Below are 26,587 nucleotides of genomic sequence, written 5' to 3'. Positions count from 1 at the left end.
GATCCGTCGATCCTTCCGGCGGGCCTGCCCCCGGCGAAGTGCAGGCCCGCCGCCGTGACCAGCGCCGCCGACGAACCCGGCGAGATGAGCGTCCGGCACGCTCTGCTCCTCGTCGGTGCTGGCGTGCACGCGTCGGCCGCGGTGGAGGACGATGGGAGGGCAGGCACTTGCGCCGGAACACTTCCGACCAGCGGCACGGCAGCCCGATGCGGCGGGGAAGGAGGTCGGGTATGGGGCCGACCGAACCCTTCCGGGGTGATCCCGGCACGTCGGGTGTGGTTGCGTCCCGGCCGGGCGGCCTGCTGGATGTGCTGAACGTGGCAGCAGTCCTCCTCAACGCCGAGGGCAGGATCGATCTCTGGAGCCCGCAGGCCGAGATCCTCTTCGGCTACACCGCCGAGGAGGCACTGGGCCAGTACGCGGCCCGGCTGTTGATCGACAGAGAGCACCTCGACACGGTGCTGGCACTGTTCGCCCAGGTCATGGAGGACGGCGAGAGCTGGGCCGGGATCTTTCCCGTGCGGCACAAGGACGGCAGCAGGCGCTTGGTGGAGTTCCGCAACATGCGGTTGCAGGACGAACACCGTGAGTACTGGGCTCTGGGTCTGGCCACGGACCAGGCAACGCTACGGCAGATGGAGCGGAACCTGGCGCTGTCCGCCCAGCTGGTGTCCCAGTCACCGATCGGGCTCGGCATGCTGGACACCGATCTTCGGTATATCTCCGTCAACCCCGCGGAGGAACGGATGAACGGCGTGCCGGCCACCGAGCACATCGGCCGCCACGTCCACGAGGTGGTGCCCTACCTGGACGACTCCTTCGAAGGTGTCATGCGTGAAGTCCTCGCCTCCGGGACACCGATTGTCGACCACTACATCGTCGGCCGCACGGCGGCCGACCCGGACAACGATCACGCCTGGTCGATCTCGTTCTACCGGCTCGAATCCCCCAACGGAAAAGTGCTGGGCGTGGCCACCTCCAGCGTCGATGTCACCGACCGACACCGCGCCGTGGAAGAACAGCGGCGGACCGCCCTCACTCTCCAACGCAGCCTGCTGCCCCACCCCCCTCCGCAGCGGCCTGGTCTCGATGTCGCCTTCCGCTACCGCCCCGCCCAGGCCACCATCGAGATCGGCGGCGACTGGTTCGACGTCATCCCCCTGAACGGCGACAAGACCGCTCTCGTCGTCGGCGACGTCATGGGCAGCGGCGTCACAGCCGCCGCCAGCATGGGACAGCTGCGCACCGCGACCAGAACACTGGCCGACCTCGATCTACCCCCCGACCAGGTCCTCCACCACCTCGACCACATCACGGACGACCTCGGCACCATAGCGACCTGCGTCTACGCCGTCTTCGACCCCCACACCGCGCAATGCCGCGTCGCCCTCGCCGGACACCTACCGCCCGTACTCCTCCGCCCGGACGCCACACGTGAGCTACTCGACCTGCCCACTGGCGCGCCTTTGGGCGGCTGCGGTATCTCCTTCGACTCCACCTCGATCGACTTCGGGCCCGGCAACCAACTCGTCCTGTACACCGACGGCCTCATCGAGACCCGCGACCAGCCGATCGACGCACGCCTGGACGCCCTCCTCGCCGTCCTGGACGACCCCGACCGCTCCATCGACGCCACCTGCGACGTTCTCCTGCACACCCTGCGTGACGATCACGACCACGACGACGTAGCCCTGCTGATCGCTCGGGCAGGTCAGCAGCCGCCGCAGTTGTAGTAGAGGACGTCCCAGTGGTTGCCCTCGTCGGCGTAGATGTTGCCCGAGCCGGAACGCCACTGGGGAGCCCCGTCGCCGCGCGGGCCGATGTAGGTGAAGTTGTTCTTGATGTAGTTCCCGAGACAGGCGTACTTGCCGAAGTCGAGCTTGTAGCCGTTCCAGTGCGAGTACGTGCCGGAGGCGTGTCCGGTCTCGGTGCCGCCCGTGATGTTCAGGGCACAGCCGCTGGCACGCTTGAGCGTCTGTGCGCCTTGGGCGGTGGCGAGGTTGAGCTGCTCGAAGGACGTACAGGTGGGGTTGTTGCGGTTGGAGCAGTTCCCGGACGACGACCAGGTGATGCCGACCTGCTGGAACATGGAGGTCGCGGTGGCGTGACTGATCTTGGTGACGGCGAACGCTTCGCCGGCGGTGCCAATGACGACGGCGCCGGGGGCGATGACGAGGGCGAGAGCGGTCAGGACCGAGCGAAGCTTCAAGGCCTGGGTGACCTTCATACGGGGACCTTCCTGCGGTGGGCCACGGTTCCTGTGGGGCGGCTGTGCAGGTGGTGCAGGAAGAATGGTGCCCGCGGTCTACGCGCGTTGGCCAGAGGACAAAGCGGAACACGTGGCCTCATGCCACCGGTACCCCGGCCATGTGAGCGGCACCCACACGACCTCCCGCGGCTCGGCGAACGTCGCCATCCGCGCTATGTGTGGCGCCGCCAAGCACGGCCGCCGTCACGAGAGATCCACAGCCCTTCGCCCTTCACCAGGCTGTACGTCGCTGTCGTCGCGTCCGCGATGCCGTAGAGCGTGTTGCCGTGGACGGTGAGCGACGTGAATGCGGTCGGCGTCTTCAGTTGGTGGAAGGCGCTGTTGGTGTGGTCGTCGGCGAGCCAGTAGCGGCCGCCCTCCTCGCCGAGGAGGAGTCGCCCGTCGTCGAGGACCTCAAGGTCCAATGCCTCCGGGCCGCGCTTCAGGTCCCTCCAGGCAACGCCGCCGCCGAGTACCGTCCGCCAGTGCGTGCCGCTGTCCGTCGTCACCAGCAGACCGCCCACACTCTCGCCCCGGGTGAGGGACAGCGCGGCGGTGCCATCGCGCGCGACGAGGACGCCACCCGCGTAGGGCTTCGGGACCGCCGTGGAGCCCTGGGTGCGGCCGTCGCGCTGCCACAGGACGCGGTCGGGGTCCTCGGTCAGTGACTGGTCCAGGCTCCAGATCGTGCCCCGCTCGTCGACGGCGAGGCGGACGGCGTCTTGCGGCACGCCGGCCGGTGGCGCCACCGTGCGCGTGGCGGGGCGGTAGATGAGGGTCGGTTCGAGTTCGGCGAGCAGGACGTCACCGGGGCGGCTGCGCAACGGGGTCCCGGTGATGACGACCTTCTGCCGCTTGCCGCGTACGTCGAGGGCGTAGGCTCCCCCGGCTCCTTCACCCGGCGGCACCCGCACGAAGCCGCCGGGCACTCCCTTGTACGCGGCCCGTGCCGCCTCCGCGTCGGTGTGTTCCGCGTGCTGGGCGACCGTAGCGCCGTTCGGGCCGATGATGCGCCACGCGGACGCGGCCGGCCCTTCGTCGTCCTCGACATTGCCGGCGTCGTACGTCAGAAGCAGCGAGCCGTCGCCCGCGCGGACCACTGCGGTGGGTGCGCCGGCCATCTCGATGACGTCGGCCGGGCGCGGGCGAGGATCTTCGATGACGCGCTTGTACTTCGCCTCACGGTCCCCCGAGGACGCGTCATCGGGTCCCCCCGGTCCGCAGGCGGTCAGCGCCAGCACCGCACCGGCCGCGGCCACGAGCCCGACCGCCCGTCTCCCGGGTTTCCTCAGCGACGACATTCGCACATCCTCACATGCCGCAGCAGTGGCCCGAGCGGGAACCATTCGGCGCGTCGGCGCCCGGTCGGCGCAGAGAGGTGTGACGTCGTAAGCGGATCAGGGGCGTACATCGACGTAGTCACCGGTGGCCTTGGCCGGGCCGGTGGTGGTCGTGCCGGTGAAGTTCCAACGCCAGTAGCCGTCCTCGACCGCCTTGACCGTGGCGCGCAGTGTGCCGGTGCTGCTGCTCCTTACGGCGACCACCGTGGTGTAGGTGCTGCTGCCCTTCGGGCGGAATTGCAGTTGCACGGTCCGACCCGCGTATCCGGCATACCGATAGGTGTCCCAGTTGGCCCGCACGAGCTTGCCGGTGACGGTGATACGCGCGCCCTTGGTCACCGGCTCCGGGGCCGCGTTGACGGTGAGCTGCGCCGCACGCTTGAGGCTGAACGACCCCACGCGCGGGGCGAAGACGGATTCGCCGTCGTTGGCGTCGGCCAAGGCGTCGACAGACCACGTTCCCGCGTTGGCGTTGGCCAGGTCCACCGGATCGTCGCTGCCTGGAGCAGGGTGGGCGTTGACGGTGAACGCCGTCGTACAGGCCGTCGCACTCTCGCAGAACGCGTCGGTGGTGTAGAAGCCGCCATGCGGTCCTTTCAGATCCACGTCTACGAAGGACAGGCCCGAGTCGTCCGATCCGCCGACCGTGACCGGGAACACCACGTCGTGCGTGATACCCACGACGACGTCCCGTCCGGAGTTGACGGTGGCACCGCTGACCACCGGTTCACCGGCCGCGGCATCGGCCGGGGCGCCAACACCAGCCAGCAGAACGACGACGGCCCCCAGCACGACACCGCGGCCCACCCCGCGACCGACGGGCCTGCCCTGCGGGGCGCGTGCGCCGGCGGTGGGCGCAGCGATGTCGTGCCCGCCGCTCGGTCTGTCGCCGAGCGGTGCGGCGTAGCGGCTCATGAACCCTCCCAGAGGTGACAGGCCCTGCTGCCATCCACCGGAAGGGGAACGGTAGTTGGCAGAGGATGCCGGAGACGGGAAGTCCGTCACTCCCTACGACTGCCGAGACGGCCCGATCGTTGCCCCGGAGGTGAGGGGCACCTCGTGCGACCTGGAAACAGCTCTCCAGCCGCATCGTTACGAGTCGCCAGCAGGTCAACGCCAAGGAGGGCCCAGTGCCACAAGTCGCCTGCCGCAGAAGCCTGGTGAGGGTGAGCGACACAGTGGTGCGCGAGGTCTGGACAGAGGTCGAGGGCCGTGTTGTCATTTCGGCTGTCGCAAGAATTTCCAACGTTGAAAGAGCTGCCCGACCGCGTCCGTACCGGTCTTCCGTCATTCCTGCGGCCTGGTCTTTCCATGTGACCGGCCCCGGTCCGCGGCCTCTGTGCGAGGAAAGGTTCGATGACAAGACAACACATCCGCCCACGGGCCAGACTCTGGGCGCTGCTGGCTACGGCCGCTCTCGTTGTGCCCCCGAGCGGTCTGGCCGCCACCGCGTCGGCAGTTGAGCCGACCGGCAGCGCCTCAGTGCGTTCCACCGAAGCAGCCGACGTCGAGGTGCACGGCCTGAAGGGCGAGTACTTCAGCATGTCGGCCCCGGGCGCACGGGACTTCGCCGAACTCGGTGGCACGCTGCTCGATCCGCAGATCAACTTCTCGGGCCTGACCAGCACCTTCCAAGAGCTGACCGGCAAGACGGCGCACACGACCGCCCGTTGGACGGGCCAGATCGAGGCACCGGCCACCGGCGAGTACACCTTCTACGCCATCGGCGACAACGGCTTCCGGCTCTACATCGACGGCGAGCCTGTCATCGACCACTGGGAGCCGGACTGGGACAAGGAGCAGACCAGCTCCGCGATCCGGCTCACCGGCGGCGAGAAGCACGACTTCCGTCTGGAGATGTTCCAGGACTTCGGCGGCTCCAACATGTTCCTGCGTTGGGCCGGCCCGGGCCTGTCCAAGCAGCTCGTGCCGATGTCGGCGTTCACTCCGCCCGAGGGCTTCGAGGTCTACCCGGTGGAGATGTCCGTGGCCGCGGACGGACGCCGGCTGCGGGCCCGGTTCGAGGGCAGGGTCGGCGACCTTCGGGCCGTGCAGGACCATCTGAAGGTCGAGGCCGACACCACGGCCATGCCCCTGAAGTCGGTCACCGTCGATCCCGGGGACCGCAACTCCCTGCTCGTGACGCTCGCCGAACCCGTGCAGAAGAACCAGCAGGTGCGGGTCACCTACGACGGCGAGGGCGGCCTGACGTCGGGCGGCGAAACCGTACCGAAGGTCATCCGCTATGCCGACAACGCCTCCACCCACCGGCTGACCACCAAGTGGGGCGACAGAGTCGACGAGAAGAACCCGCTGCCGGAGTATCCGCGTCCGCAGCAGGTGCGCTCCAAGTGGAAGAATCTCAACGGCCCTTGGCAGTTCAGCGGCGCCGAGGCGGGCGAGCAGCCGGTGTTCGGCAAGGACCTCGACGAGAAGATCGTCGTTCCGTACCCGGTGGAGTCGCAGCTCTCCGGGCTGGAGCGGCACGAGGACCACATGTTCTACCGCAGGCTGGTGAACGTCCCCAAGGACTGGAAGGTCGGCAAGGACGGCAAGGACAACCGGCTGAAGCTGAACTTCGGGGCCGTGGACTACCAGGCCCGCGTCTTCGTCAACGGCACCAAGGTCGCCGAACACACCGGTGGCTACGACGCCTTCAGCGCCGACATCACCGACGCGCTGAAGGGCAACGGGCCGCAGGAGGTCGTGGTCGCGGTCACCGACACCGGGGGCGCCGACCAGCCGATGGGCAAGCAGTCCACCAACCCGGGCGGCATCTTCTACACCCAGTCGTCGGGCATCTGGCAGACCGTCTGGATGGAGCCGGTCGCCGTCGCAGCGATCGATAACGTTGTCTCCACCCCCGACATCGACACGAGCAGCCTCGCGGTGACGGTCGAGTCCGGCAAGGCGTCCGCCGGGGCCCGGGTCGAGGCGGTCGCCCGCGACAAGCGCGGCAAGGTCGTCGGCAAGGTGAGCGGGCCGGCGAACAAGAAGCTGCGCCTGCCGGTCTCGAACCAGCGCCTGTGGAGCCCGGACGACCCCTACCTCTACGACCTCGACGTAAAGCTCACCGACGGCAGATCCACCGACAAGGTCGGCAGCTACTTCGGCATGCGCGAGACAGGCGTCGCGAAGGTGGGCGGTTTCCAGAAGCTCGTGCTCAACGGGAAACCGGTCTTCTCCCTGGCCACCCTCGACCAGGGCTTCTGGCCCGACGGCCTGTACACCGCGCCCAGTGACGAGGCCCTCGCGTTCGACCTGAAGGCACACAAGGAGCTCGGCTTCAACGCCGTGCGCAAGCACATCAAGGTGGAGCCCGCGCGCTGGTTCTACCACGCGGACCGGCTCGGCCTGCTGGTCTGGCAGGACTTCGTCTCCGGCAACATCACGAACGAGACCGGGCAGCGTGCTTTCGTCGACCAGGGCCGGGAGATGATGCGCGAGCACCACAACGCGCCTTCCGTGATCGGCTGGATCGTCTTCAACGAGGGCTGGGGCGAGTGGGACCGCACCGAGACCGGCAGGATCGCCGAGTCCGTGAAGGCGGCCGACCCGTCCCGTGTCGTCAACGCCCACAGCGGTGTCAACTGCTGCAACTCCAAGGGTGATTCGGGCAAGGGCGACATCATCGACCACCACGACTACAACAACGAGGACCCGCCGTTCCCCGACGACAAGCGGGCCGCGATGGACGGTGAGCACGGCGGCTTCACCCTGCGCACCCCCGGGCACATGTGGCCGGGCGCTCCGACGGTGATCTACAGCGGTGTCGACGACAAGGAGGCATTGACCCGCAAGTACGTCGAGAACACCGAGAAGTTCTATCTCGACCAGGCCGGAGCAGAGCTGTCCGGTTCGGTCTACACGCAGATCTCCGACCTGGAGAACGAGCTCAACGGCTTGTACACGTACGACCGTCGGGAGATCAAGGTCGACCCGGTCCGGGTCCGTGAGGTCAACCGCAAGGTCATCGCGGCCGGTGCCGCCGCGGGCGAACGGCAGACGCTCAAGGGCGGCGGGCACTGGGCCCTCGACGAGGGCACCGGGGGCTCGGCGAAGGACGCCGGTCCGAACGCCAAGGCCATGACGCTCAGCGAGGGCACCACCTGGACGCCCGGTGTCAGCGGCAGCGCGCTGAAGTTCGACGGCAACGGCCAGCACGCCGAGACCGATGGACCGGTGCTCGACACCACCGGAAGCTACTCGGTGTCCGCGTGGGTCCGGCTGGACGAAATCCCCGGCAACTACGCCACCGCGGTCAGCCAGGACACCCGGCGCCAGGCCAGCCCGTTCTACCTCCAGTACGGACAGGGCGCGTTCGCCTTCAGCACCCCGAGCGAGAGCCGTGCCCGCCTGGTCACCACCCCGGAGAAGGGCCGCTGGTACCACCTGGTCGGCGTCCGCGACAGCGCCGACAACACGATCAAGCTGTACGTCGACGGAAAGCCGGCGGCGAGCGCCACCGGCGGTGCGGCCTATCCGAGCACCGGCGCCCTGGCCGTCGGCCGCGCCCAGTGGGGCGGCAACGACACCGACTTCTGGAACGGCGCGGTCGACGAGGTTCACGCCTACGACAAGGCCCTCACCGCCGAGGAGGTGAGCGCGCTCTACACGGACGAGAAGCCGTAGCAGAAGCGGCACCGAACGGGCCCGGGCGGGGACACCACTCCCCCGCCGGGGCTCAATCGGTTCGCTATCCTCCGGTCACGGCGGCCATCGGGCCTCCACGGTCCGTGTGGCCTCCGTGAAGGGGGTGGGGTTGTCCCAGGTTGGGTACCACCCGGGTGGCGAGCCGCAACTCGACGTTGTAGTGACGCAGGTACCCGCCGGGGTAGTTGCGCGACTCGAAGCTTTGACTTGCTCCCCAGGCTGAAGCCCAGGGATTCTGGCCTTCCCTCCCCTGCCGTGCCGCTAGGCGGAACGCGCTTGGGAAGGGTATCCCTGGCTTCCTGCTTCATTGCGCTGTGCCAGAACGGATTCTGGTCTTATCGGCGCTCCACAGGCTGATACCGCCAGTCCGGCGGCCTTTTTGACGTTGCGTGCGGAGTTGATGTCCCGGTCGAGGAGAGCTCCGCAAGCGGGGCAGGTCCATTCCAGGATGTGGAGGGGCTTGGGTCCATCCACATGATCACAGTACGAGCAGGTCTGACTGGTCGGCACGAACCGGCCGACCTTGATCAGCGTGCGTCCGTACCGGTCAGCCTTGTAGACGAGCATGGCCACGAACTGTGACCAGCCCGCATCGTGCACACTCTTAGCCAGTCTCGTGCGTGCCAGTCCGCTCACCGCCAGGTCTTCCACGCCGATGGCTTGGTTCTCGCGAATCAGCTTGGTGGAGAGCTGGTGGTGAAATTCGCGGCGCGCGTCGGCAACTTGGGCATGCGCGCGGGCGACCTTCACGCGTGCCTTCTGCCGGTTCTTGGACCCCTTCTGCTTGCGGGACAACTCCCGCTGGGTCTTCTTCAGCTTCTTCTCCGCGCGGCGCAAGAATCGCGGAGAGTCGATCTTCGTGCCGTCGTCGAGGATCGCGAAGTGCCTCAGACCCAGGTCGATGCCGACCCGCTGGTGGCTGTCGGGCGTCTTGGCGGCGTCGGCAGCCTGGTCGGTGTCAATGACAAAAGATGCGAAGTATCTCCCGGCCCCGTCCTTGATCACGGTAACGGAGGTAGGGGTGGTGGGCAGGGCCCGCGACCACTTCACCTTGACAGTCCCGATCTTCGGCAGGCTCAATCGCCTGCCGTCGGTGACCGACCAGCGGGCGTTGGCAGTGAACCGGATTGACTGCCGGGCATCCTTCCGGGACTTGAACCTCGGCGCCCCCAGTTTGGGACCCTTGCGGTCGCCCTTGAGGGAGGCGAAGAAGTTCTTGTAGGCCGTCTCGGCATCACGCAGAGACTGCTGGAGCACGACCGCGGAGACCTCGCCCAGCCAGGAGCGGGCCTCGGTCTGCTTGGCCTGCGTGATAAGGCGCGTGGACAACTCCCCGGCTTTCGGGAACGGGCGTCCCGCTGCTCTGGCCTCCTCGCGGGCCCGCACGGCGTCGTTGAACACGACGCGCGCACACCCGAATGCCCGCGCCAACGCGCCGCGTTGGGTGTGATTCGGGTACAGGCGAAAGCTGTACCGAAGCTGCATGAAAGCCACCGTACACACGTGGGCTACAGCAGAGATGCCGGAGACCAGAACTGGTCGGCGGCCGGGCCGTGGAGGCTCGGCCGCCGGGGCCGGGGCTTGTCACATGAGTTGCCGTCTGCGGCCGAGCCACGTCTGGGCGATGACGACGACGGCGAGGAAGCCGCCACTGACGACCTGTTGGTACGAGGAGTCGAGGGAGCCGATCTGGTTGATGACGTTCTGGATGACCTTCAGCAGCAGCACGCCGACGAGTGAGCCGCTGACGTAACCGAGGCCGCCGGACAGCAGGGTCCCGCCGATGACCACGGCGGAGATGGCCTCCAGTTCCATGCCGTTGCCGAGGATGGTGACGCCGGAGGCCAGCCAGGCGGCGTTGAGTGCGCCGGCCAGGCCGGCGAGGAGGCCCGAGAGGGTGTAGACGAGGATCTTCGTGCGGGCCACGGGGGCGCCCATCAGGGCTGCCGCGTCCTCGTTGCCGCCGACCGCGTAGACGTGCTGTCCGAAGCGGGTGCGGCGCAGGACCACGGCGCCCACGACGAACAACGCCAAGGTGATCCACACCGGGTTGCCGAGGCCCAGGGTGGTGCCCTGGCCCAGTTCGGCGAGGAACGAGCCCTTGCCGATGAGGAAGGTGTCCGCGCCTTCGTCGGTGATGGCGAGCAGCAGGCCGCGCGCGCCCAGCATGGCGGCGAGCGTGACGATGAACGGGGCGAGGCGGGAACGGGCGACCAGCAGGCCGTTGACGACACCGATCAGCCCGCACACCGCCAGCGGCAGCAGCAGGGCCACCAGAGTGCCGTGCCGTGACCCCCAGGCCGCGAGAACGCCGCCGAGGGCGAACAGGGAGCCGACGGACAGGTCGATGCCACCGGTGATGATCACGAAGGTCATACCGAGGGCGACGATCGCCAGGAAGGCCGAACTGGTCGCCATGTTGCCGATGTTGTCGCCGGTGGCGAAGGCGTCGAAGGAGAACGACGCCACCAGGGAGACCAGTACCAGCACGGCAAGCGCGCCGTGCTGCTGGATCAGGGCGCTCAGCCTCTCGGAGCGCGCGGAGCCGACCGGTTCGGTCTCCCCCGTCGGCTCATTGCTCGCGGTGGTCACGGGTGCGTCCGCTTTCGTGACGGTCATCGCTTCCCCCGTCCCCGTGCCGCGTAGACCGCGGCGACGATCACTATGGCCTGGGCGATCTGGGTCCAGGAGGGCGGCAGATCGTGCTTGATGAGGGTGGCGGTGAGCAGTTGGATGAGTACGGCTCCCGCCACGGTGCCGGCGATGTTGACCCGGCCGCCGGTCAGCGGAGTGCCACCGACGACGACGGCCGTGATCGCCGAGAGCTCCATCAGGTTGCCGAGCGAGGTCGGGTCGCTGGCCTGGAGGCGGGCGGTCGCCAGCACCCCTGCCACGGCGGCGAGCAGCGCGCACACGACGTACACGGTGATCAGCACGCGTCGCACCGGCAGCCCGGCGAGCTGCGCGGCCGGGCGGCTGTCACCGATGGCGAGCAGTTGGCGTCCGAAGGTGGTGCGGCGCACCACGAAGGCCACCAGCAGGGCCAGGACGGCGGCGATCAGGATCAGGTAGGGGATGCCGAGGATGTCGCCGGAACCCAGGGAGGCCAGGGAGGGGTTGCGCAGGTCCTCCAGCTGGGGCAGCAGCACCAGGGCGAGGCCCCGGCCGCCGACCATGAGCGCCAGGGTCGCCACGATGGGCTGTACGCCGACGAGCGCGACCAGCGCACCGTTGGCCAGTCCGACCCCGGCGGCGAAGAGCGCGACCACGAGCAGCGCGGGCAGCAGTCCGTAGCCGAGGTAGAGCGCGGTGACGGAGGCGGCCAGCGCCATGACGGCACCGACCGACAGGTCGACGCCCTCCGTGCCGATGACCAGGGCCATGCCGAGGGCGACGATGATGACGGGGGCGATCTGGACGGCCTGAGTGCGGAAGTTCTCCGCGGAGAGGAAGTGCGGCGTGATGACGGTGTTGACGACGAGCAACGCCGCCACGCCCGCGTAGACGCCGTAGGTCTGAAGCCATTGGAGCGCGCGGGCCTTGTCCAGCGGGGCGGTGCGGAGGGTGGCCTCAGCCATCGGTGGCCACCTCCTTGGCCAGGTGCTCCACCGCGGCGTCCCCGGCGATGGTGCGCATCAGCTTGTCCTCGGTGACGTCGTCGCCGGACAACTCGCCCACGACGGCACCGTCCTTCAGTACGACCACGCGGTCGGACCCTTCGATCAGTTCCTCCAGGTCGGAGGAGATGAGCAGGACGCCCAGGCCGTCGGCGGCCAGCTCGTCCACGAGTTTCTGCACCTCGGCCTTGGCGCCGACGTCGATGCCGCGCGTGGGCTCGTCGAGCAGCAGCACCTTGGGGTTCATGGCGAGCCAGCGGGCGAGCAGCACCTTCTGCTGGTTGCCGCCGGACAGTTCACCGACCTTCTGGTGGGGCGAGGACGCCTTGATCCGCAGCCGCTTGATGAAGGTGTCGACGACGCTGTCGACGCGGGCCTCCGAGACGAGGCCGAAGCGGGACAGGCGGGGCAGGACGGCGAGCGCGATGTTCTCCCGGACCGACAGGCCGGGGACGATGCCCTCGCTCTTGCGATCCTCCGGCAGCAGGCTGACGCCCGCCCGGATGGCGGCCGGTGCCGAACCGCCACGCAGCGGGACGCCGGCCACGGTGACGCGGCCCGAACGGACGGGCAGAGCACCGGAGATGGCCTTCGCCGTCTCGGTGCGTCCGGAGCCGAGCAGTCCTCCCAGGCCGACGACCTCGCCGGGCCGGATGCTCAGGGACACTCCGTGCAGTTTGTGCGGCACCGTCAGTTCCTCGGCGTCGAGCACCGGTTCGGTGTCGGCGGCCTGGTGGTCCCCGGTGAACTTCGTGAGGCCTTCCTCGCGGACCTCGCCCAGGTCCCGGCCGAGCATCGTGGACACCAGGGCGAGGCGGTCGAGGTCGGCCAGGCGGCCGTGGTGGACGCGCCGGCCGTCGCGGAGCACGGTGACCGTGCTGCACACGGCGTAGAGCTCGTCCAGGCGGTGGCTGACGTAGACGACGGCGATGCCCGCCTCGCGCAGCCGCCGGATCACCGAGAACAGGGTCTCGACCTCGCGCGGTTCGAGGGATGAGGTCGGCTCGTCCATGATGACGATGCGTGCGTCGGTGGCGACGGCACGGGCCAGGGCCACCATCTGCTGGGCGCCGACCCCGAGGGTGCGCAGCGGTCGGCGGACGTCGACGCGGACGCCGTAGCCGCGAAGGGTCTCCTCGGCCTCCCGGTTCATGCGGGCGATGTCCAGGACACCGAAGCGGTTGCGCGGTTCGCGTCCCAGGAAGAGGTTGCGGGCCACGCTGAGCAGCGGGATCAGGTTGACCTCTTGGTAGATGGTCGAGATGCCCGCCTTCTGCGCCTCCAGGGGCGTGGCGAAGGAGACTCTGCGGCCCTGGAAGGTGATCTCGCCGGCGTCGGGTCGGTACACGCCGGTGAGGAGCTTGATGAGGGTCGACTTGCCGGCGCCGTTCTCGCCGATCAGGGCGTGGACCTCACCGGCGTGCAGGGTGAGGTCCACGTCGTCCAGTGCCCGGACGCCGGGGAAGGTCTTGCTGAGTCCACGGACGGCGAGGACTTCGGCGGGGGGTGCCACCTGTGCCTCCAGGAAGAGTGGTGCGGAACGTGGTGCGGGGAAGGCGAGGGGGCACGGTTGCCCGTGCCCCCGGTGGGTCAGTACGCCTTGCCGATCTCCGTCTTCGCGTTGTCCGCGTCGTAGGCGCTGTCCTGGATGATGACGTCCTGCGGGACTTCCTCGCCCTTGGTGAAGGTGTCCAGGGTCTGGAACGCCAGGGGGCCGAACCGGGGGCTGGACTCGATGACGCCGCTGATCCAGCCGTCCACGATGCCCTGGACGGCGTTGCGAGTGCCGTCGACCGTCACGATCTTGACGTCGCCCGCCTTCTTGCCCGCGCCCTTCAGCGCGGCCACCGCACCGAGCCCCATCTCGTCGTTCTCGGCGTAGATGCCCTTGATGCCGGGCTTCGACTGGATGAGCTGCTCGGTGACCTGCTGGCCCTTCTCACGGGCGAAGTCACCGGTCTGCTCGAACACGACCTTCAAGTCCGGTGCCTTCTCGGCGATCCGCTCCTTGAAGCCCTTGGTGCGCTCGGTGGTGACGTTGTTCCCGGCCGAGCCGAGGAGGATGGCGACCTCGCCCTTGCCGCCGGTCGCCTCGATCATCCGGTCGGCGGCGCGCCGGCCCTGCTCGACGAAGTCGGAGGCTATGAAGGAGACATAGTCCTTGCAGGCGGTGGCGTTGATCTTGCGGTCGATCGTGACGATCGGGACCTTCTTGGCGGCCGCGGCCTGAAGGACCGGGTCCCAGCCGTCTGAGTTGAGCGGGGCGATCACCAGCAGGTCGGCGCCCTTGGCGAGCAGGTCCTGGACGTCGCTGATCTGCTTGGAGAACTGCGACTGGGCGTTGGCGGTGAGCAACTTGACGCCCCGTTTCTTCGCCTCGTCCTTGATGGACTGGGTCTCGGCTATGCGGAACGGGTTGGCCTCCTTCTCCGACTGGGAGAAGCCCACGGTCGCGTTCTTCAGATCCAGCTTCTCGGCGCCGTAGGCGTCGATGGCGCAGGTCTTGCTGCCCGGCTTCGGTGTGACGACCTTCTGTTCGGCCCCGGCGGCCGCCGGGGACTTGGTGTCCTTCGACGCGTCGTCCTCCGACTTCGCGCAGGCGCCGGCGGTCAGGGCGACCGCGGCGGCCAAGGCCACGGCCCCGGGGCGGGCGAGGAGGCGAGGACGGTGAGTGGTGCGCTGCATGGTGACCCCGATCCGGGCGACGCTGAAAGGGAACTGGGGAGCTGACGCATGAGCGGAAACGGTGCATCTCCCCCGGCGGGCAACGTTGTCGGGCCCGCTGCAAGGAGGTTTTTACATCGTTGGAAGGATGCTGTAAACCCCCTGTGCGCACACCTGTGTGCATCACGAGGAGGCGGGGGTACGGGGGAAGCGCTTGCCACATGGCCGCCCTTCGCGGCGCTTGTCAACTCCCGTACGGCGTTGGGACCTAGGGCGGCCAGGGTCTTTCGCCGCTACTGGGAGGGATGTGACGCACGCGGGGCTTGGCCGCCGACGCGCCGAAGGGGCACGAGCATCTGAACGCCGGGGCCGGCCTTGGCGTATCGGGGATATCGGGGGTATCGGTGGGCCGTCGGCCTCGGTGGGTGCGGTGCAGGGCCCTGCCGTGTGCTGGGCCCTGCGGAGGCGGAGGCGGAGGCGGAGGCGGAGGCGGAGGCGGAGCGAACGGCGAAGACGGGGCACCCGAAGTCGCCTGACGCGGCACCCAAACCCGCCTGACGGCGGCACGGCCGATTGGCCCCGCCGGGTGGGTCGACCGACTGACGGGGTTCGCGGCGTAGTTGACTACGGGCGGGTCAGGCTTGGGGCCCGTCCTTCGCCGACCCGCGTCCGACGGTGCTCTCCCGCTCGACCAGGCGGTAGTCCGCCCAGACACGGCGGGGTTCGGGAGCATCATCGCCAAGACGGGCGAGCACCGACTCCACGGCAAGTCGGCCGATGGCCTCCTTGTCCGGCGAGACGGAGGTGAGCGTCACCGCGCCGAAACGCCCCTCGACGACGTCGTCGAAGCCGACGACCGCGATGTCCTCGGGGACGCGCAGTCCGCGCTCGTGCAGGACGCGCATCGCGCCGATGGCCATGGGGTCGTTGTAGGCGAAGATCGCGTCGGGGCGCCGGCCGGAGTCGAGGATGCGGGTCATGGCCGCCGCGCCGTCCGCATGTCCCCAGCCGTCGGTGGCGGCGACAAGCCCGTCGTCGGCGGGTAGTCCGGCTGCGGTGAGTTCCTCTCGCCAGCCGCGTACGCGCAACTGTGCGGGCTCGCTGCGGCCGCGTCGGTCGCCGATGAACGCCACCTCCCGGCGTCCGAGGCCCACCAGGTGCCGGACGGCGGCGCGGGCCGCGGCGACGTTGTCGATGGCGATGTGGTCGTACGGCAGGTCGTAGTCACGCTCGCCGAGCAGCACCAGCGGGACGTTCTCCGCTCGGTCGCGCAGGTCTTCGGTCTCCAACTCGATGGGGCTGAGGATGAGTCCGTCGATGACGCGTGCGCGGAAGCCCTGGCTGACCAGGAGTTCCTGTTCGCGGCGTCCCCCGGTGTGATCCAGCAGCACGATGTAGTCGTGGGCGGCTGCGGCATCGATGACGGCGGCGGCGAGTTCGGCGAAGTAGGGGTTGCCGAGTTCGGGCAGGGCGAGGGCGATCATGCCCGTGCGGCCTTTGCGCAGGTGCCGGGCGGCCAGATTGGGCCGATAGCCGAGCGCGTCGATGGACCGCTGGACGCGTTCGCGCATGGCGGGGGTGACGTGCTGGTAGTTGTTCACCACGTTCGAGACGGTCTTGATGGAGACCCCCGCGTGGGCGGCGACGTCCTTGAGGCTGACCCGCACGGCATTCCCTTTCGAAGCGGCCCGACTCGGGTGGTCGGTGCGGGTACGGTGTGGTCACCGTGAGCCTGGCGCCGAGTCCCAGTGCTTGACTTTTACAACGTTATACATCCGCCCTCTTCGCGCTGACAAGGCGTCGGACGAGCGCCTGGTGTAGGCACCGTACCTGCGCGTTCGGCAGGCCGAACCCGATCTGGACGCGGTTGCCGCGGGCGACGGGGGCGCAACGGGCGCTCCGGAAGCGGTGTGGTGGTTGCCGCTCGAAGCCTGCCGAGGCGATCCGTCGTCTCCGTGATCCGGGCCGGGGAAATCTGAGCGACCTTGCCGAGCTCCGTGACGGCCCCTGTGCCGGCCACTTCACCGCTTACGCAGCAGTCGCTCGCGGGCTTCTTCATCGAGCGAGCCACCCGCCAGGACTGGGACGATCTCCAGGGCCTCGTATCCCGCATGTTCGCCGGCGTCATGACCAGCATCGTCGACCTCGCACTGCAGAACCCGTCACGAGCTCCGGAGCCGACACCCCGATCACCCGCTACCTTGCCCTCCTACGGCGCCATGCTTCCGTCGGCGGACCCGAAGTGCCCTGGCGGCGGCCGCCAGTGGACGAGCCTCAGTGCCTGCACCACGTGACCCACGGCCCACAGCGGATCTTTGGCCTGCTGAAACGGCCTGTCGACCCGCGGAACCCGGATGCAGTGCTCTCGTTGTGCGCGGTATGTCCCCCACCAACCCCGCATCAGCGCAACAGCCAACCACCGCCGCGCGGCCCGTGTATCGCTCCCTGTCGGGGCGGGCGGTGATGAGTGATGACCCATCGCTGCAGTCGGCCTATCGGCTGTGCCGGCGACAGACCAAGCAGCAGGACCCGGCACAGTACGCGTTGATCCAGCTGGTGCCCGCCGCCCTGCGCCCGGCGTGCTGGGCGCTGTGGGCAGCAGCCAACGCCATCGACGACCTGGCCGACGACCGCACGGCCACCGCAGTTGAGCGGGCTGCCCTGGTCGAGGAGTGGATCACCGCACTGGATCAGGAACTGGACGACGGAACAAGCTCGGACCCGATCCGCCATGCCCTGGTGGACACCGCCCTGCGCTGGCGCCTGGACCTGAGCCGGTTGCACGGGGCGATGCTCCTGGTCCGCGACGACGCTCACGGCCGGCACTTTCCCGACTGGCCTGCGTGGCGAGGCTGGGCACGTGACAACTTGCTGCCGTGGTTCGACCTGCTCCGCGACCTGTTCGACCGGGCCGGCGTGCCCGTGGCCCTGCGCATGGACAACCAGGAGGTCTACGAGCAGTTCCTGGACGGCCTCCGGCTCACCGACACCCTCACGGACCTGTCGGCCGACCTCGCCCAGCACGACCTCCTCCTGCCCGACGAAGTTCTCGACCAGCACCCCGGGGCCGCGGACGATCTGATGCACGGGCGCTGGAGCCCCCCTGTCGCCGAGATGATCAGCCACCTGACCGGGCTGGCCCGCCAATGGGTGAACCAGCCCTTGCTCACTCGTGGAATGCACCCCGCTCCCGCCACCATCTGCCACACGATGGCCGCCCTGCTGCGCTCCCAGCTCGACGCCGTCACCAGCGCCGGCCCCACCGTCCTGCACACCCCGCCCCGGCCCCCGCTCCTCACCAGCGCCCGCATCCTCGCCCCCGCCCAAGTCCGCGCAGCCCTGGCCTGGAGCCTGACCCCGGTGACCGTGCCGCCCCCGAACGGTGCCGTGCAGCGAAGACCGCCCGGCCTGCACCGGGGTGTCCCACGGTCAACGTTCCGTACGCCGCCATCGCACCCCAGCGGCGAGCGGCCCCCGAAGATCCCGGCCGGGCAGATGCCCACCCACGTTGCCGTGATCATGGACGGTAACGGCCGCTGGGCCCAGCAACGCGGTCTCCCCCGGCACGAAGGCCATCGCGCCGGCGCCACCGCCGTACGCGAGACGGTTTACGGCGCCCTGGAAATCGGCCTGCGCCACCTGACCCTCTACGCCCTCTCCACCGAGAACTGGAAACGCGGCGCAGAAGAGATCCACGCGATCCTCGACCTCCTCCACGGCGAGGTGAGTGCCAACCCGTTCCAGGACCTCGACGTCCGCCTGCGCTGGCACGGCGGCGCCGACCGCCTGCCCGCCGACCTGGTCGATCTCCTGCGGCTTCGCGAGCGCACCACCCGCACCCGCAGCGCTCTGACCCTGACCATGTGCATCAACTACGGCGGCCGCGACGAAATCACCCGCACCGCCGCCGCCCTGGCCCGCTCGACAGCAAGGGGTCAGCTCGATCCCGACCTGATCAGCGAGAAGGACTTCGCACAGCACCTGCCCCACCCCGACATGCCCGACGTCGACCTGCTGTGGCGCACCGGGAACGAACAGCGCACGTCCAACTTCCTGCCCTGGCACACCACCTACGCCGAGCTGTACTTCACACCGGCCCTCTGGCCCGACACCGACCGACGCGATCTGTGGCACGCCGTCACGGAATTCAGCCGCCGCCAGCGCCGCCACGGCGCAGCACCGCACCTGCCCGAGCGTGCCTCCCATGCCGAGGAAGACCCACGCGACGGCTAGCGGCAAGGGGTGCTGCTTCCGATCACAGGTCACGTGCGGCTGGGAGGAAGGTACGTTGCCCAGGCCAGGGCCTGCGTCGCCTGGCTCAGCTGCGGCAGGGCCCCGTCGAAGTCCGCCTGATCCTTGGGTCGTGCCGCCTTCGCTTTGAACAACAGCACCAGCTCCGGCACCAGATAAGGGATGCCTTCTGCAGTCCGCTCGACGATCGCGTCGTACGGCAGCCGCAAGCTCTCGTCCCGACGACAGATCCATGTTCCGCCGTCGTGCGGTTCGCGGAAGACGTCGAACAGGAACTGACCGCTCACCGGATCCCGCAGCCAGGTCCGGTGCGTGGCCGCGAGCACCTCGGCGTCTGCATTCGCCCAGACCCGTCCCGAGCCCACCGCGTCAAACGCGTACTCGGGGAAGCGCTCCCGAATCTCCGTGAACCCCGCCGAGGGCACCGCGATCTCCAGATCACCGTGCGGCCGAGACTGCCGTCCGCGGAACAGATCCAGCGCCCATCCTGCCGCGATGCACCAGGGCGCACTGACCCCGGCCAACCGCTCCGCGACCTGTTCCGAAAGGCAGCGGGCCGCCGACCAGTTCGGCGCAGGCTCGGCCAGACCAACACACCGAGCTCCGCGTGCCCGATCCCGGGCGGACGAGCCTGGACGAGCAGTTCGGAGGCGTTCTGAGCGGTCGCAGAGCTGATGCGCCACCCTCAAGGCAGGCACCACGCGCCCTCTGGCCATCACCCTCGGGCGTACCGGTACCCGGCAGGCCGACACTTTGACGCCGGAGCCCACCGTGGGCGGCGAGTCGGTTCCGACCAGCATTTTGACAGGGCCTTGACATATTCGATCGGGGCCACCAGCATGCAAAATGCCATCAGAGGGGCGCAATTCCCTTTGCCTACAGCGCAATTCACGTACAGCGCTCCCACGCGGTGGTCCGACAGGTCCGTCGTCGTGCCCCGCACCCCACCCGGCAAGCGCGGCCGGCGCGCGCCTTGCCTGACATCTCTCACCGTCAGGAAGGACAACCCCCCATGCTTTGGCGCCCTCGCGCGGGGCTGAGAACGCTCACCGCGCTCGCGCTCATGCTGGCCGGCGTCGCCACGGCGACTCCCACGGCCACCACCACCGCCTCCGCCGCCTCCGCCGCCCCGGCAGATCTTCCGCCCGGCGATTACCAGCAGGTGCAACTCGCCACCGGCGCGGCCGAGATGGGCGAACCCATGTCCCTGGCCGTACTGCCCGACCGGTCGGTCCTGCACACCGCCCGTGACGGCACGATCCGCCTCACGGACGCCGCGGGCAACACGAAGCAGGCCGGGAAACTGGACGTCTACACGCACGACGAGGAGGGCCTGCAAGGGATCGCCGCAGATCCCGCCTTCGCCTCCAACCGGTATGTGTACGTCTACTACTCCCCCAAGCTCAGCACACCGGCAGGCGACGCCCCCACGACCGGTACGGCCGCCGACTTCGAGCCCTGGAAGGGCCATCTCAACCTGTCGCGGTTCACGCTGCGCACCGACGGCACTCTGGACATGGCCAGTGAGAAGGTCGTCCTGGAGGTGCCCAACGACCGCGGCCAGTGCTGCCATGTCGGCGGCGACATCGACTTCGATGCGGCCGGGAACCTCTATCTGACGACCGGCGACGACACCAACCCGTTCGACTCGTCCGGGTACGCGCCGATCGACGAACGCACCAACCGCAACCCCCAGTTCGACGCCCAGCGCAGCTCCGGCAACACCAACGACCTGCGGGGCAAGGTGCTGAGGATCAAGCCGACCGCGGCCGGCGGGTTCACCATCCCCTCGGGCAACCTCTTCGCACCGGGCACCGCCGGCACGAGACCCGAGATCTACGCGATGGGCTTCCGCAACCCGTTCCGGATGTCCGTCGACCGGCCCACCGGCACGGTCTATCTCGGTGACTACGGCCCCGACGCAGGCGGCACCGACCCCAACCGGGGACCGGGCGGTCAGGTCGAGTTCAACCGCATCACCTCGCCCGGCAATTACGGCTGGCCGTACTGCACCGGCACGAACACCACGGGTGAGACGTACAACGAGTACACCTTCCCGAGCGGTCCCTCCGGCGCCAAGTACAACTGCGCGGGCGGGCCCGCCAACAACTCCTTCCGCAACACCGGGCAGGCCCAGCTGCCCCCGGCCAGGCCGAGCTGGATCAAGTACGGGCTGGACGGCTCGCCGCCCGAGTTCGGCGGGGGCTCGGAGTCCCCGATGGGCGGCGAGGTCTACCGCTACGACCCCAACTCGACCTCCCAGGTGAAGTTCCCGCAGTCCCTCGACGGCCGCTACTTCGCCGCCGAGTACGGCCGCCAGTGGATCAAGGCCATCGAGGTCAAGAGCGACGGCTCCTACGGGGCGATCGAGGACGTCCCCTGGAACGGCACCCAGGTGATGGACACCGACTTCGGGCCCGACGGCGCGCTGTATGTCCTGGACTACGGCACCGGCAGCAACAACTCGGCGCTGTACCGCATCGAGTACATCGCGGGCAGCAACCGCAATCCTGTCGCCCAGGCCTCCGCCGACCGCACCTCCGGCACCCTGCCGCTGACCGTGCGGTTCTCCTCCCAGGGCAGCTCCGACCCGGAGGGCGGGGCGCTGACCTACTCCTGGAACTTCGGCGACGGCACCACCTCCACGCAGGCCCACCCCAGCCACACGTACACCGGCGCGGGCACCTATCGGCCCACCCTCACGGTCCGTGACCCGGAAGGTCTGACCGGCACCGCGAGCCTGGTGGTGACCGCCGGCAACACCGCACCGACGGTGACCCTGCAACAGCCCCTGGACGGGCAGCCGTTCGCCTTCGGTGACACCGTGCCGTTCAGGGTGCAGGTCAGCGACCCCGAGGACGGCAACGTCGACTGCTCCAAGGTGAAGGTCACCTATCTCATCGGCCATGACAGCCACACCCACGCCATCACCTCCACCAACGGCTGCGAGGGCAACCTCACCGTCCCCGCCGACGGTGAACACGACAGCGCCGCCAATCTGTACGGTGTCTTCGACGCCGAGTACACCGACGCCGGCGGCCTGACCACGCACTCCGTGCGCACCCTGCAACCACGTCATCGGCAGGGCGAGCACTTCGGCGCCCAGTCCGGCATCCAGATCGCCGATCACGCCACGGCGGAGGGCGGCAGGACGGTCGGGTTCACCGATGACGGCGACTGGATCTCGTTCAAGCCGTATGTCCTCGCGGGCGCCACGAAGTTCACCGCCCGGGTGGCATCCGGCGGCGCGGGCGGCACCCTCCAGGTACGCGCAGGTTCCGCCACCGGCGCCCTCCTCGGCACCGCGACCGTGCCGGTGACCGGCGGCTGGGACACCTTCACCGACGTGACCGCCAACCTCTCCGGCGCGCCCGCGGGTACCACCGAGCTGTTCCTGGTGTTCCGGGGGCCGACCGGGCAGGGCAATCTGTTCGACGTCGACGCCTTCACGCTCGGCTCCGGCTCCACCACGACCACGCCGTGGGAGGCGGAGTCGTACAGCTCCGCCTCGGGCGTACAGTCCGCGGCGCATGGCACGGCGAGCGGGGGTCTGACGCTCGGCTACATCGAGAACGGCGACTGGGCGGGCTACGCCTCCGTCTCCACCGCCGGCGCGGCCTCGGTGTCCGCCCGGATCTCGTCCGCCGGTGCGGGTGGCACCCTGCAGTTCCGCTCCGGTTCGCAGACCGGGCCCCTGCTGGGCTCCGTGACCGTGCCAGTGACCGGCGGCTGGGACACCTTCACCACCGTCAGCACCGCACTCAACGGCGCTGGATCGGGCCCGCTGTTCCTCACCTTCACCGGAGGCTCCGGGTCCCTGTTCGACGTCGACACCTTCACGCTCGCCTCGTCCGCCTCCGCCGCGCGAAAGGGGCGATGACCATGAGCATCCTGATGCGACGACTGCGCCACGGCACCGCGGCCCTGGCCCTGGGCCTGCTCGGCGCCCTGCTCGCACCGGCCGGCACCGCACACGCGGCCGCCTTCGAGGTCCTGGTGTTCTCCAAGACGGCCGGATTCCGGCACGACGCGATCCCGGCCGGCATCGACGCCCTGCGCACACTCGGCGGGCAGAACGACTTCACCGTGACGGCCACCGAGGACGCCGGGGCCTTCACCGCGTCGAACCTCGCGAGCTACGAGGCCGTGGTGTTCCTCAACACCACCGGCGACGTCCTCGACTCCGCACAGCAGAACGCCTTGCAGTCCTACGTCGACTCCGGCGGCGGTTATGTCGGCGTGCACGCGGCGGCCGACACCGAGTACGACTGGCCCTACTACGGACAGCTCGTCGGCGCCTGGTTCCAGAGCCACCCGGCGATCCAGCAGGCCACGATCCGCAACGAGGACCGGACCCACCCGGCCACCGCCCACCTGGGCGCGACCTGGACCCGCACCGACGAGTGGTACAACTACCGCATCAACCCCCGCCCCAACGTGCGTGTCCTGCAAACACTGGACGAAGGCACCTACAGCGGCGGCTCGATGGGCGCCGACCATCCCATCACCTGGTGCCACGGCCAGGGCACGGGGCGATCCTTCTACACCGGGCTCGGCCACACCGTCGAGTCCTACGCCGACCCCGCCTTCCGTTCCCTGCTGTTGGGCGGAGTCCGGTACGCGGCCGGGCAGGCGACGGCCAACTGCTCGGCTCCGGCCGGCAACGGGCAGATCGAGGCGGAGTCGTACAGCTCCGGCTCCGGTGTGCAGGTGGCCGCGCATGCCCCGGCCAGCGGCGGACAGACGCTCGGCTACATCGAGAACGGGGACTGGGCGGGCTACTCCAATGTCACCACCGCGGGGGCGAAGACCTTCACGGCGAAGGTGTCCTCCGCGGGCGCGGGCGGCACCATCGAGATCCGGTCCGGCTCGGCCGGCGGCACTCCGCTCGGTTCGGTGACGGTACCGGTCACCGGAGGCTGGGAAACCTTCACGACCGTCACCACAACCCTGACCGGCTCCGCGTCAGGCCCGCTCTTCCTGCGCTTCACCGGAGGCGGCGGAGCCCTGTTCGACATCGACACCTTCAGCCTCGGCGCCGAACCCAACGCCGGGCCCCTGTCCGACGACGTCCACCTCTTCTACTACCCCTGGTACGGGAGCCCGGCGGTGAACGGCGGCTGGCGGCACTGGCAGCAGGGCGGGCACACTCCACCCGAAGCCATCGGTGCCGACCTCTACCCGGCACTCGGCCCGTACGACTCCGGTGACTTCGACGGCGCAGTCGACCAGCACATGAAGTGGGTCGCCCGGTCGGGCGCCGGCGTGATCGTCTACAGCTGGTGGGGCCGGGACGGCTACGAGGACCGGCTCGCGCGCGGTGTCCTCGACGCGGCGCAGGAGCAGGGCATCCAGGTGGCCTGGCATCTGGAGCCGTACTCGGGCCGCACCGGGGCGTCGACGGCCGCCGACATCGAGTACATCAACCGCACCTACGGCAGCCACCCCGCCTTCCACCGCTCGGCGGACCACGGAGGCAAGGGCGCGTTCTACGTCTTCCAGAGCCTCGACATCACCGACTGGACGGCACTGGACCAGGTCACCGACACGAGCATCGTCCTCGCCCAGACCACGGACACCACCAAGATCGCGCACTTCTCCGGCATGTACACCTACGACGGCATCGCGGGTGCCACGGCCCCCGGTTGGAAGCAGGCCGGCGACTACGCCCGCGCCCATGGCCTGATCTGGGCCCCGTCCGTCGCGCCGGGCTACATCGACGACCGGGCGGTGCCGGGCAACGCAACGCCCACCGTGGAGCGCGCCGACGGCGCGGCGTACGACCGGCAGTGGTCCAACGCCCTGGATCCGGCGATCGGCGGGTCGCCGACCTGGGTGTCGGTCACTTCGTTCAACGAGTGGCACGAAGGGAGCTCCATCGAGCCGGCCGACTCCACCCCGCCGGCCGGCCACGGCTACCGGACGTACAACGGGGCGTACGGCCGGACGGGAGAGGCGGCACAGACGGCGTACCTGGACCGCACCGCGTACTGGGTCGGGCGCTTCCAGGGGTCGGCCGCCGACTGAGGCCGCACCGGCGAGATGCCCGGTCGCAGCCATCGGCTCGACCGGGCATTTCGCTGCATCACTCGGTCACCTCATTCGCTCTCCACCTCTCGGGCGGAGCGGCCACATCCACTCGTCTGCGCCCCGAACCGGTTGACAGGCCACCGAGCCAACCGCAGACTCCTCCGCACCAAAACTGAACCAATTTTCACCAGGCGGGCAACTAGTCGCACACAACCGCGGCGGTGAGCGCCTCCGGCCCCACCGGGCCGCGGGCCGTAGCGGATCGCCCGCACCTGAGCCGAGACACGTCCCCGCCTCGCTCATCACGATGATGTGACAGAAAGTGAGCAACCCGTGGCACCTCCCGCGTCCCCGCCGACCCGCTCGTTCAAAGCCGTGGCCCCGGTCATCGCACTGTGCTGGCTCGCCGTCTTCTTCGACGGCATGGACGTGAATATCTACGGCGCGGTCATGCCGCACCTCCTCGATGACCCGGCCCTCGGCTTCTCCCCCTCGACAGCGGGCACCGTGGGCAGCTGGACCACCTTCGGCATGCTGATCGGCGCTCTCGCGACCGGCACGCTCACCGACTGGCTGGGCCGCAAGCCCCTGGTCACGGGCAGCATCCTGCTGTTCTCACTGGGGTCGGCGCTGTGCGCGGTCGCGCCCGACGCCACGGTGTTCGGCGCAGGTCGCTTCATATCGGGTCTGGGGCTGGGCGGCCTGATGCCCATCGGGCTGGCCCTCGTGGCGGAGTTCGCTCCGCCGAGTCGGGCGGCGCTGGCCACCGGCGTGATGATGACCTCGTACCACGCGGGCGGCATGGCCGCCACGGGCATCGGCCTGGTCGTCGCCCCCGATCACGGTTGGCGCTGGGTCTTCTGGGCGGGCGCGCTCCCCGCCGTCATCGCGCTGCCGCTGGTGGTGAGGTGGCTGCCCGAGTCCCCGGGTGTGCTCTTCGCGAAGGGCCGCTCGGAGCAGGCATACGCCGTCGCCGACCGGTACGGTCTGGAGCGCCCGGGTGCCGCCGAGTCGCCTCTCGCCGGAGCCAAGGGACGGATGGCCGCGATCGGCGCCCTCTTCGCTCCCGGCACCCGTCTGGCGACGCCGCTGCTGTGGATCGCGTCCTTCGCCGGCCTGTTGCTGGTCTACGGCGTCTCCACCTGGCTGCCCGAACTGATGCGCGCCTCCGGCTACTCGCTCTCCTCCTCCATCACGTTCCTCATGGTGATCAACGCCGGCGGCATCGTCGGGATGCTGATCGCGGGCCGTACGGCCGACCGCTTCGGACCGGTCAAGATCTCGGCGATCTGGTTCCTCCTCACCGCCGCGGGCGCCTTCCTGCTGCGCGCCCAACTGCCGCTGAACGTTGCCTACGTGGTCGTCTTCATCACCGGTGTGTGGCTCTTCAGCGCCCAGGTGATGGTCTACGCCTCCACGGCACGGTTGTACGCGCCGGGCGAGCGCGCCACCGGTCTCGGCTGGGTCACCGGAGTGGGCCGAACCGGCGCCGTCGTCGGCCCCTGGCTCGGCGGCATGGTGATCGCGGGCGGCAACGCGGAGCTCGGCTTCACCACCTTCGCCGTGGCCGCCGTGCTCGCCGCAGCCGCGATCTCGCTGGTCCCGCTGGCTCAGCGGGGCAGGCCGGACAGGGCAGCCAACCGCGAACCGGCACTGGCGGGTTCCGCGGACTGACCTGTGCCGCGAGGCCCCCGGGTGGATCCGGCCACCGCCGGCGGACGAACCCGGGCCCTGCGGCACACCGGCTGAGGGACTCTCAGGCTCATCACCCGGAGAGGGATTCT

General features: G+C 69.3%; 18 protein-coding genes. 7 read left to right on the top strand and 11 right to left on the bottom strand.

From position 1 onward, the window contains the following. Positions 1–230 precede the first annotated feature (230 nt). Positions 231–1,733 carry a SpoIIE family protein phosphatase gene (locus OG331_RS46685; protein WP_406209140.1) on the top strand — a complete coding sequence of 501 codons (1,503 nt, stop codon included), beginning with the start codon at positions 231–233 and terminating at the stop codon, positions 1,731–1,733. Here the strand turns inward: OG331_RS46685 and OG331_RS46680 are convergent. The 3 genes from OG331_RS46680 to OG331_RS46670 form a co-directional block, all read right to left on the bottom strand. Beyond that, on the bottom strand, positions 1,712–2,227 hold the full coding sequence (locus OG331_RS46680) for a hypothetical protein (RefSeq protein WP_406209137.1): 516 nt from the start codon (positions 2,225–2,227) through the stop codon (positions 1,712–1,714). The genes OG331_RS46685 and OG331_RS46680 overlap by 22 nt on opposite strands. Positions 2,228–2,421: 194 nt before the next feature. Further along, positions 2,422–3,549: a hypothetical protein gene (locus OG331_RS46675; RefSeq protein ID WP_406209135.1), complete on the bottom strand. Its 1,128-nt coding sequence runs from the start codon at positions 3,547–3,549 to the stop codon at positions 2,422–2,424. A 96-nt stretch (positions 3,550–3,645) separates the two neighbouring features. Next, positions 3,646–4,503 (bottom strand): calcium-binding protein, encoded by an 858-nt coding sequence (locus tag OG331_RS46670; protein ID WP_406209132.1) that lies wholly within the window; start codon positions 4,501–4,503, stop codon positions 3,646–3,648. A 441-nt stretch (positions 4,504–4,944) separates the two neighbouring features. Between OG331_RS46670 and OG331_RS46665 the strand changes: the two genes are divergently transcribed. After that, positions 4,945–8,220 carry a LamG-like jellyroll fold domain-containing protein gene (locus OG331_RS46665; RefSeq protein WP_406209129.1) on the top strand — a complete coding sequence of 1,092 codons (3,276 nt, stop codon included), beginning with the start codon at positions 4,945–4,947 and terminating at the stop codon, positions 8,218–8,220. A gap of 64 nt (positions 8,221–8,284) precedes the next feature. On the opposite strand, the gene OG331_RS46660 is transcribed toward OG331_RS46665, so the two are convergent. From OG331_RS46660 to OG331_RS46630, 7 genes are all read right to left on the bottom strand, one after another. Further along, positions 8,285–8,530 carry an AbfB domain-containing protein gene (locus OG331_RS46660; protein ID WP_406210799.1) on the bottom strand — a complete coding sequence of 82 codons (246 nt, stop codon included), beginning with the start codon at positions 8,528–8,530 and terminating at the stop codon, positions 8,285–8,287. Continuing rightward, positions 8,503–9,726, bottom strand: coding sequence for an RNA-guided endonuclease InsQ/TnpB family protein (locus OG331_RS46655; RefSeq protein WP_406209126.1), 1,224 nt, complete (start codon positions 9,724–9,726; stop codon positions 8,503–8,505). Before OG331_RS46655 ends, OG331_RS46660 begins: the two co-directional genes overlap by 28 nt. 99 nt (positions 9,727–9,825) lie before the next feature. Next, the gene (locus OG331_RS46650) at positions 9,826–10,860 is read right to left on the bottom strand and encodes an ABC transporter permease (protein ID WP_406209123.1); all 1,035 of its coding nucleotides are present in this window, start codon (positions 10,858–10,860) and stop codon (positions 9,826–9,828) included. After that, complete coding sequence (locus OG331_RS46645) at positions 10,857–11,819, bottom strand: ABC transporter permease (protein ID WP_406209120.1); 963 nt, start codon at positions 11,817–11,819, stop codon at positions 10,857–10,859. The genes OG331_RS46650 and OG331_RS46645 overlap by 4 nt, the downstream gene beginning before the upstream one ends. Next, positions 11,812–13,371 (bottom strand): sugar ABC transporter ATP-binding protein, encoded by a 1,560-nt coding sequence (locus tag OG331_RS46640; RefSeq protein WP_406209117.1) that lies wholly within the window; start codon positions 13,369–13,371, stop codon positions 11,812–11,814. Before OG331_RS46640 ends, OG331_RS46645 begins: the two co-directional genes overlap by 8 nt. A gap of 77 nt (positions 13,372–13,448) precedes the next feature. Continuing rightward, complete coding sequence (locus OG331_RS46635; RefSeq protein ID WP_406209114.1) at positions 13,449–14,543, bottom strand: ABC transporter substrate-binding protein; 1,095 nt, start codon at positions 14,541–14,543, stop codon at positions 13,449–13,451. 614 nt (positions 14,544–15,157) lie between these two features. Continuing rightward, a complete protein-coding gene (locus OG331_RS46630; RefSeq protein ID WP_406209112.1) occupies positions 15,158–16,189 on the bottom strand; it encodes a LacI family DNA-binding transcriptional regulator in 1,032 nt (343 codons plus the stop codon). A 330-nt stretch (positions 16,190–16,519) separates the two neighbouring features. Here OG331_RS46630 and OG331_RS46625 point away from each other — a divergent pair, with 330 nt between their 5' ends. Beyond that, a complete protein-coding gene (locus OG331_RS46625) occupies positions 16,520–16,816 on the top strand; it encodes a hypothetical protein (protein WP_406209109.1) in 297 nt (98 codons plus the stop codon). A gap of 169 nt (positions 16,817–16,985) precedes the next feature. Continuing rightward, positions 16,986–18,755: a polyprenyl diphosphate synthase gene (gene uppS, locus OG331_RS46620; RefSeq protein ID WP_406209106.1), complete on the top strand. Its 1,770-nt coding sequence runs from the start codon at positions 16,986–16,988 to the stop codon at positions 18,753–18,755. Between the two features lie 29 nt (positions 18,756–18,784). Here the strand turns inward: uppS and OG331_RS46615 are convergent, their stop codons facing one another. Continuing rightward, positions 18,785–19,489 carry a nucleotidyltransferase domain-containing protein gene (locus OG331_RS46615; RefSeq protein WP_406210796.1) on the bottom strand — a complete coding sequence of 235 codons (705 nt, stop codon included), beginning with the start codon at positions 19,487–19,489 and terminating at the stop codon, positions 18,785–18,787. Between the two features lie 296 nt (positions 19,490–19,785). Here OG331_RS46615 and OG331_RS46610 point away from each other — a divergent pair, with 296 nt between their 5' ends. The 3 genes from OG331_RS46610 (at position 19,786) to OG331_RS46600 (ending at position 26,477) form a co-directional block, all read left to right on the top strand. Further along, positions 19,786–22,653, top strand: a complete 2,868-nt coding sequence (locus OG331_RS46610) for a carbohydrate-binding protein (RefSeq protein ID WP_406209103.1) — start codon at positions 19,786–19,788, stop codon at positions 22,651–22,653. Between the two features lie 14 nt (positions 22,654–22,667). After that, complete coding sequence (locus OG331_RS46605) at positions 22,668–24,800, top strand: ThuA domain-containing protein (RefSeq protein WP_406210793.1); 2,133 nt, start codon at positions 22,668–22,670, stop codon at positions 24,798–24,800. Positions 24,801–25,136: 336 nt separating this feature from the next. Next, positions 25,137–26,477 carry an MFS transporter gene (locus OG331_RS46600; RefSeq protein ID WP_406209100.1) on the top strand — a complete coding sequence of 447 codons (1,341 nt, stop codon included), beginning with the start codon at positions 25,137–25,139 and terminating at the stop codon, positions 26,475–26,477. Positions 26,478–26,587: the final 110 nt, after the last annotated feature.

The sequence above is a fragment of the Streptomyces sp. NBC_01017 genome, from assembly GCF_045162795.1.
GTDB lineage: Bacteria > Actinomycetota > Actinomycetes > Streptomycetales > Streptomycetaceae > Streptomyces > Streptomyces machairae.
The sequence above is the reverse complement of the archived record's forward strand: the minus strand, read 5'-3'. Positions and strand labels throughout refer to the sequence as shown.

Bases quoted from the DNA above. Each gene is read 5' to 3' on its own strand.
- OG331_RS46685 (WP_406209140.1), top strand. From the start codon at position 231: ATGGGGCCGACCGAACCCTTCCGGGGTGATCCCGGCACGTCGGGTGTG.
- OG331_RS46680 (WP_406209137.1), bottom strand. From the start codon at position 2,227: ATGAAGGTCACCCAGGCCTTGAAGCTTCGCTCGGTCCTGACCGCTCTC.
- OG331_RS46675 (WP_406209135.1), bottom strand. From the start codon at position 3,549: ATGTCGTCGCTGAGGAAACCCGGGAGACGGGCGGTCGGGCTCGTGGCC.
- OG331_RS46670 (WP_406209132.1), bottom strand. From the start codon at position 4,503: ATGAGCCGCTACGCCGCACCGCTCGGCGACAGACCGAGCGGCGGGCAC.
- OG331_RS46665 (WP_406209129.1), top strand. From the start codon at position 4,945: ATGACAAGACAACACATCCGCCCACGGGCCAGACTCTGGGCGCTGCTG.
- OG331_RS46655 (WP_406209126.1), bottom strand. From the start codon at position 9,726: ATGCAGCTTCGGTACAGCTTTCGCCTGTACCCGAATCACACCCAACGC.
- OG331_RS46650 (WP_406209123.1), bottom strand. From the start codon at position 10,860: ATGACCGTCACGAAAGCGGACGCACCCGTGACCACCGCGAGCAATGAG.
- OG331_RS46645 (WP_406209120.1), bottom strand. From the start codon at position 11,819: ATGGCTGAGGCCACCCTCCGCACCGCCCCGCTGGACAAGGCCCGCGCG.
- OG331_RS46635 (WP_406209114.1), bottom strand. From the start codon at position 14,543: ATGCAGCGCACCACTCACCGTCCTCGCCTCCTCGCCCGCCCCGGGGCC.
- uppS (WP_406209106.1), top strand. From the start codon at position 16,986: ATGAGTGATGACCCATCGCTGCAGTCGGCCTATCGGCTGTGCCGGCGA.
- OG331_RS46615 (WP_406210796.1), bottom strand. From the start codon at position 19,489: ATGGCCAGAGGGCGCGTGGTGCCTGCCTTGAGGGTGGCGCATCAGCTC.
- OG331_RS46610 (WP_406209103.1), top strand. From the start codon at position 19,786: ATGCTTTGGCGCCCTCGCGCGGGGCTGAGAACGCTCACCGCGCTCGCG.
- OG331_RS46605 (WP_406210793.1), top strand. From the start codon at position 22,668: ATGCGACGACTGCGCCACGGCACCGCGGCCCTGGCCCTGGGCCTGCTC.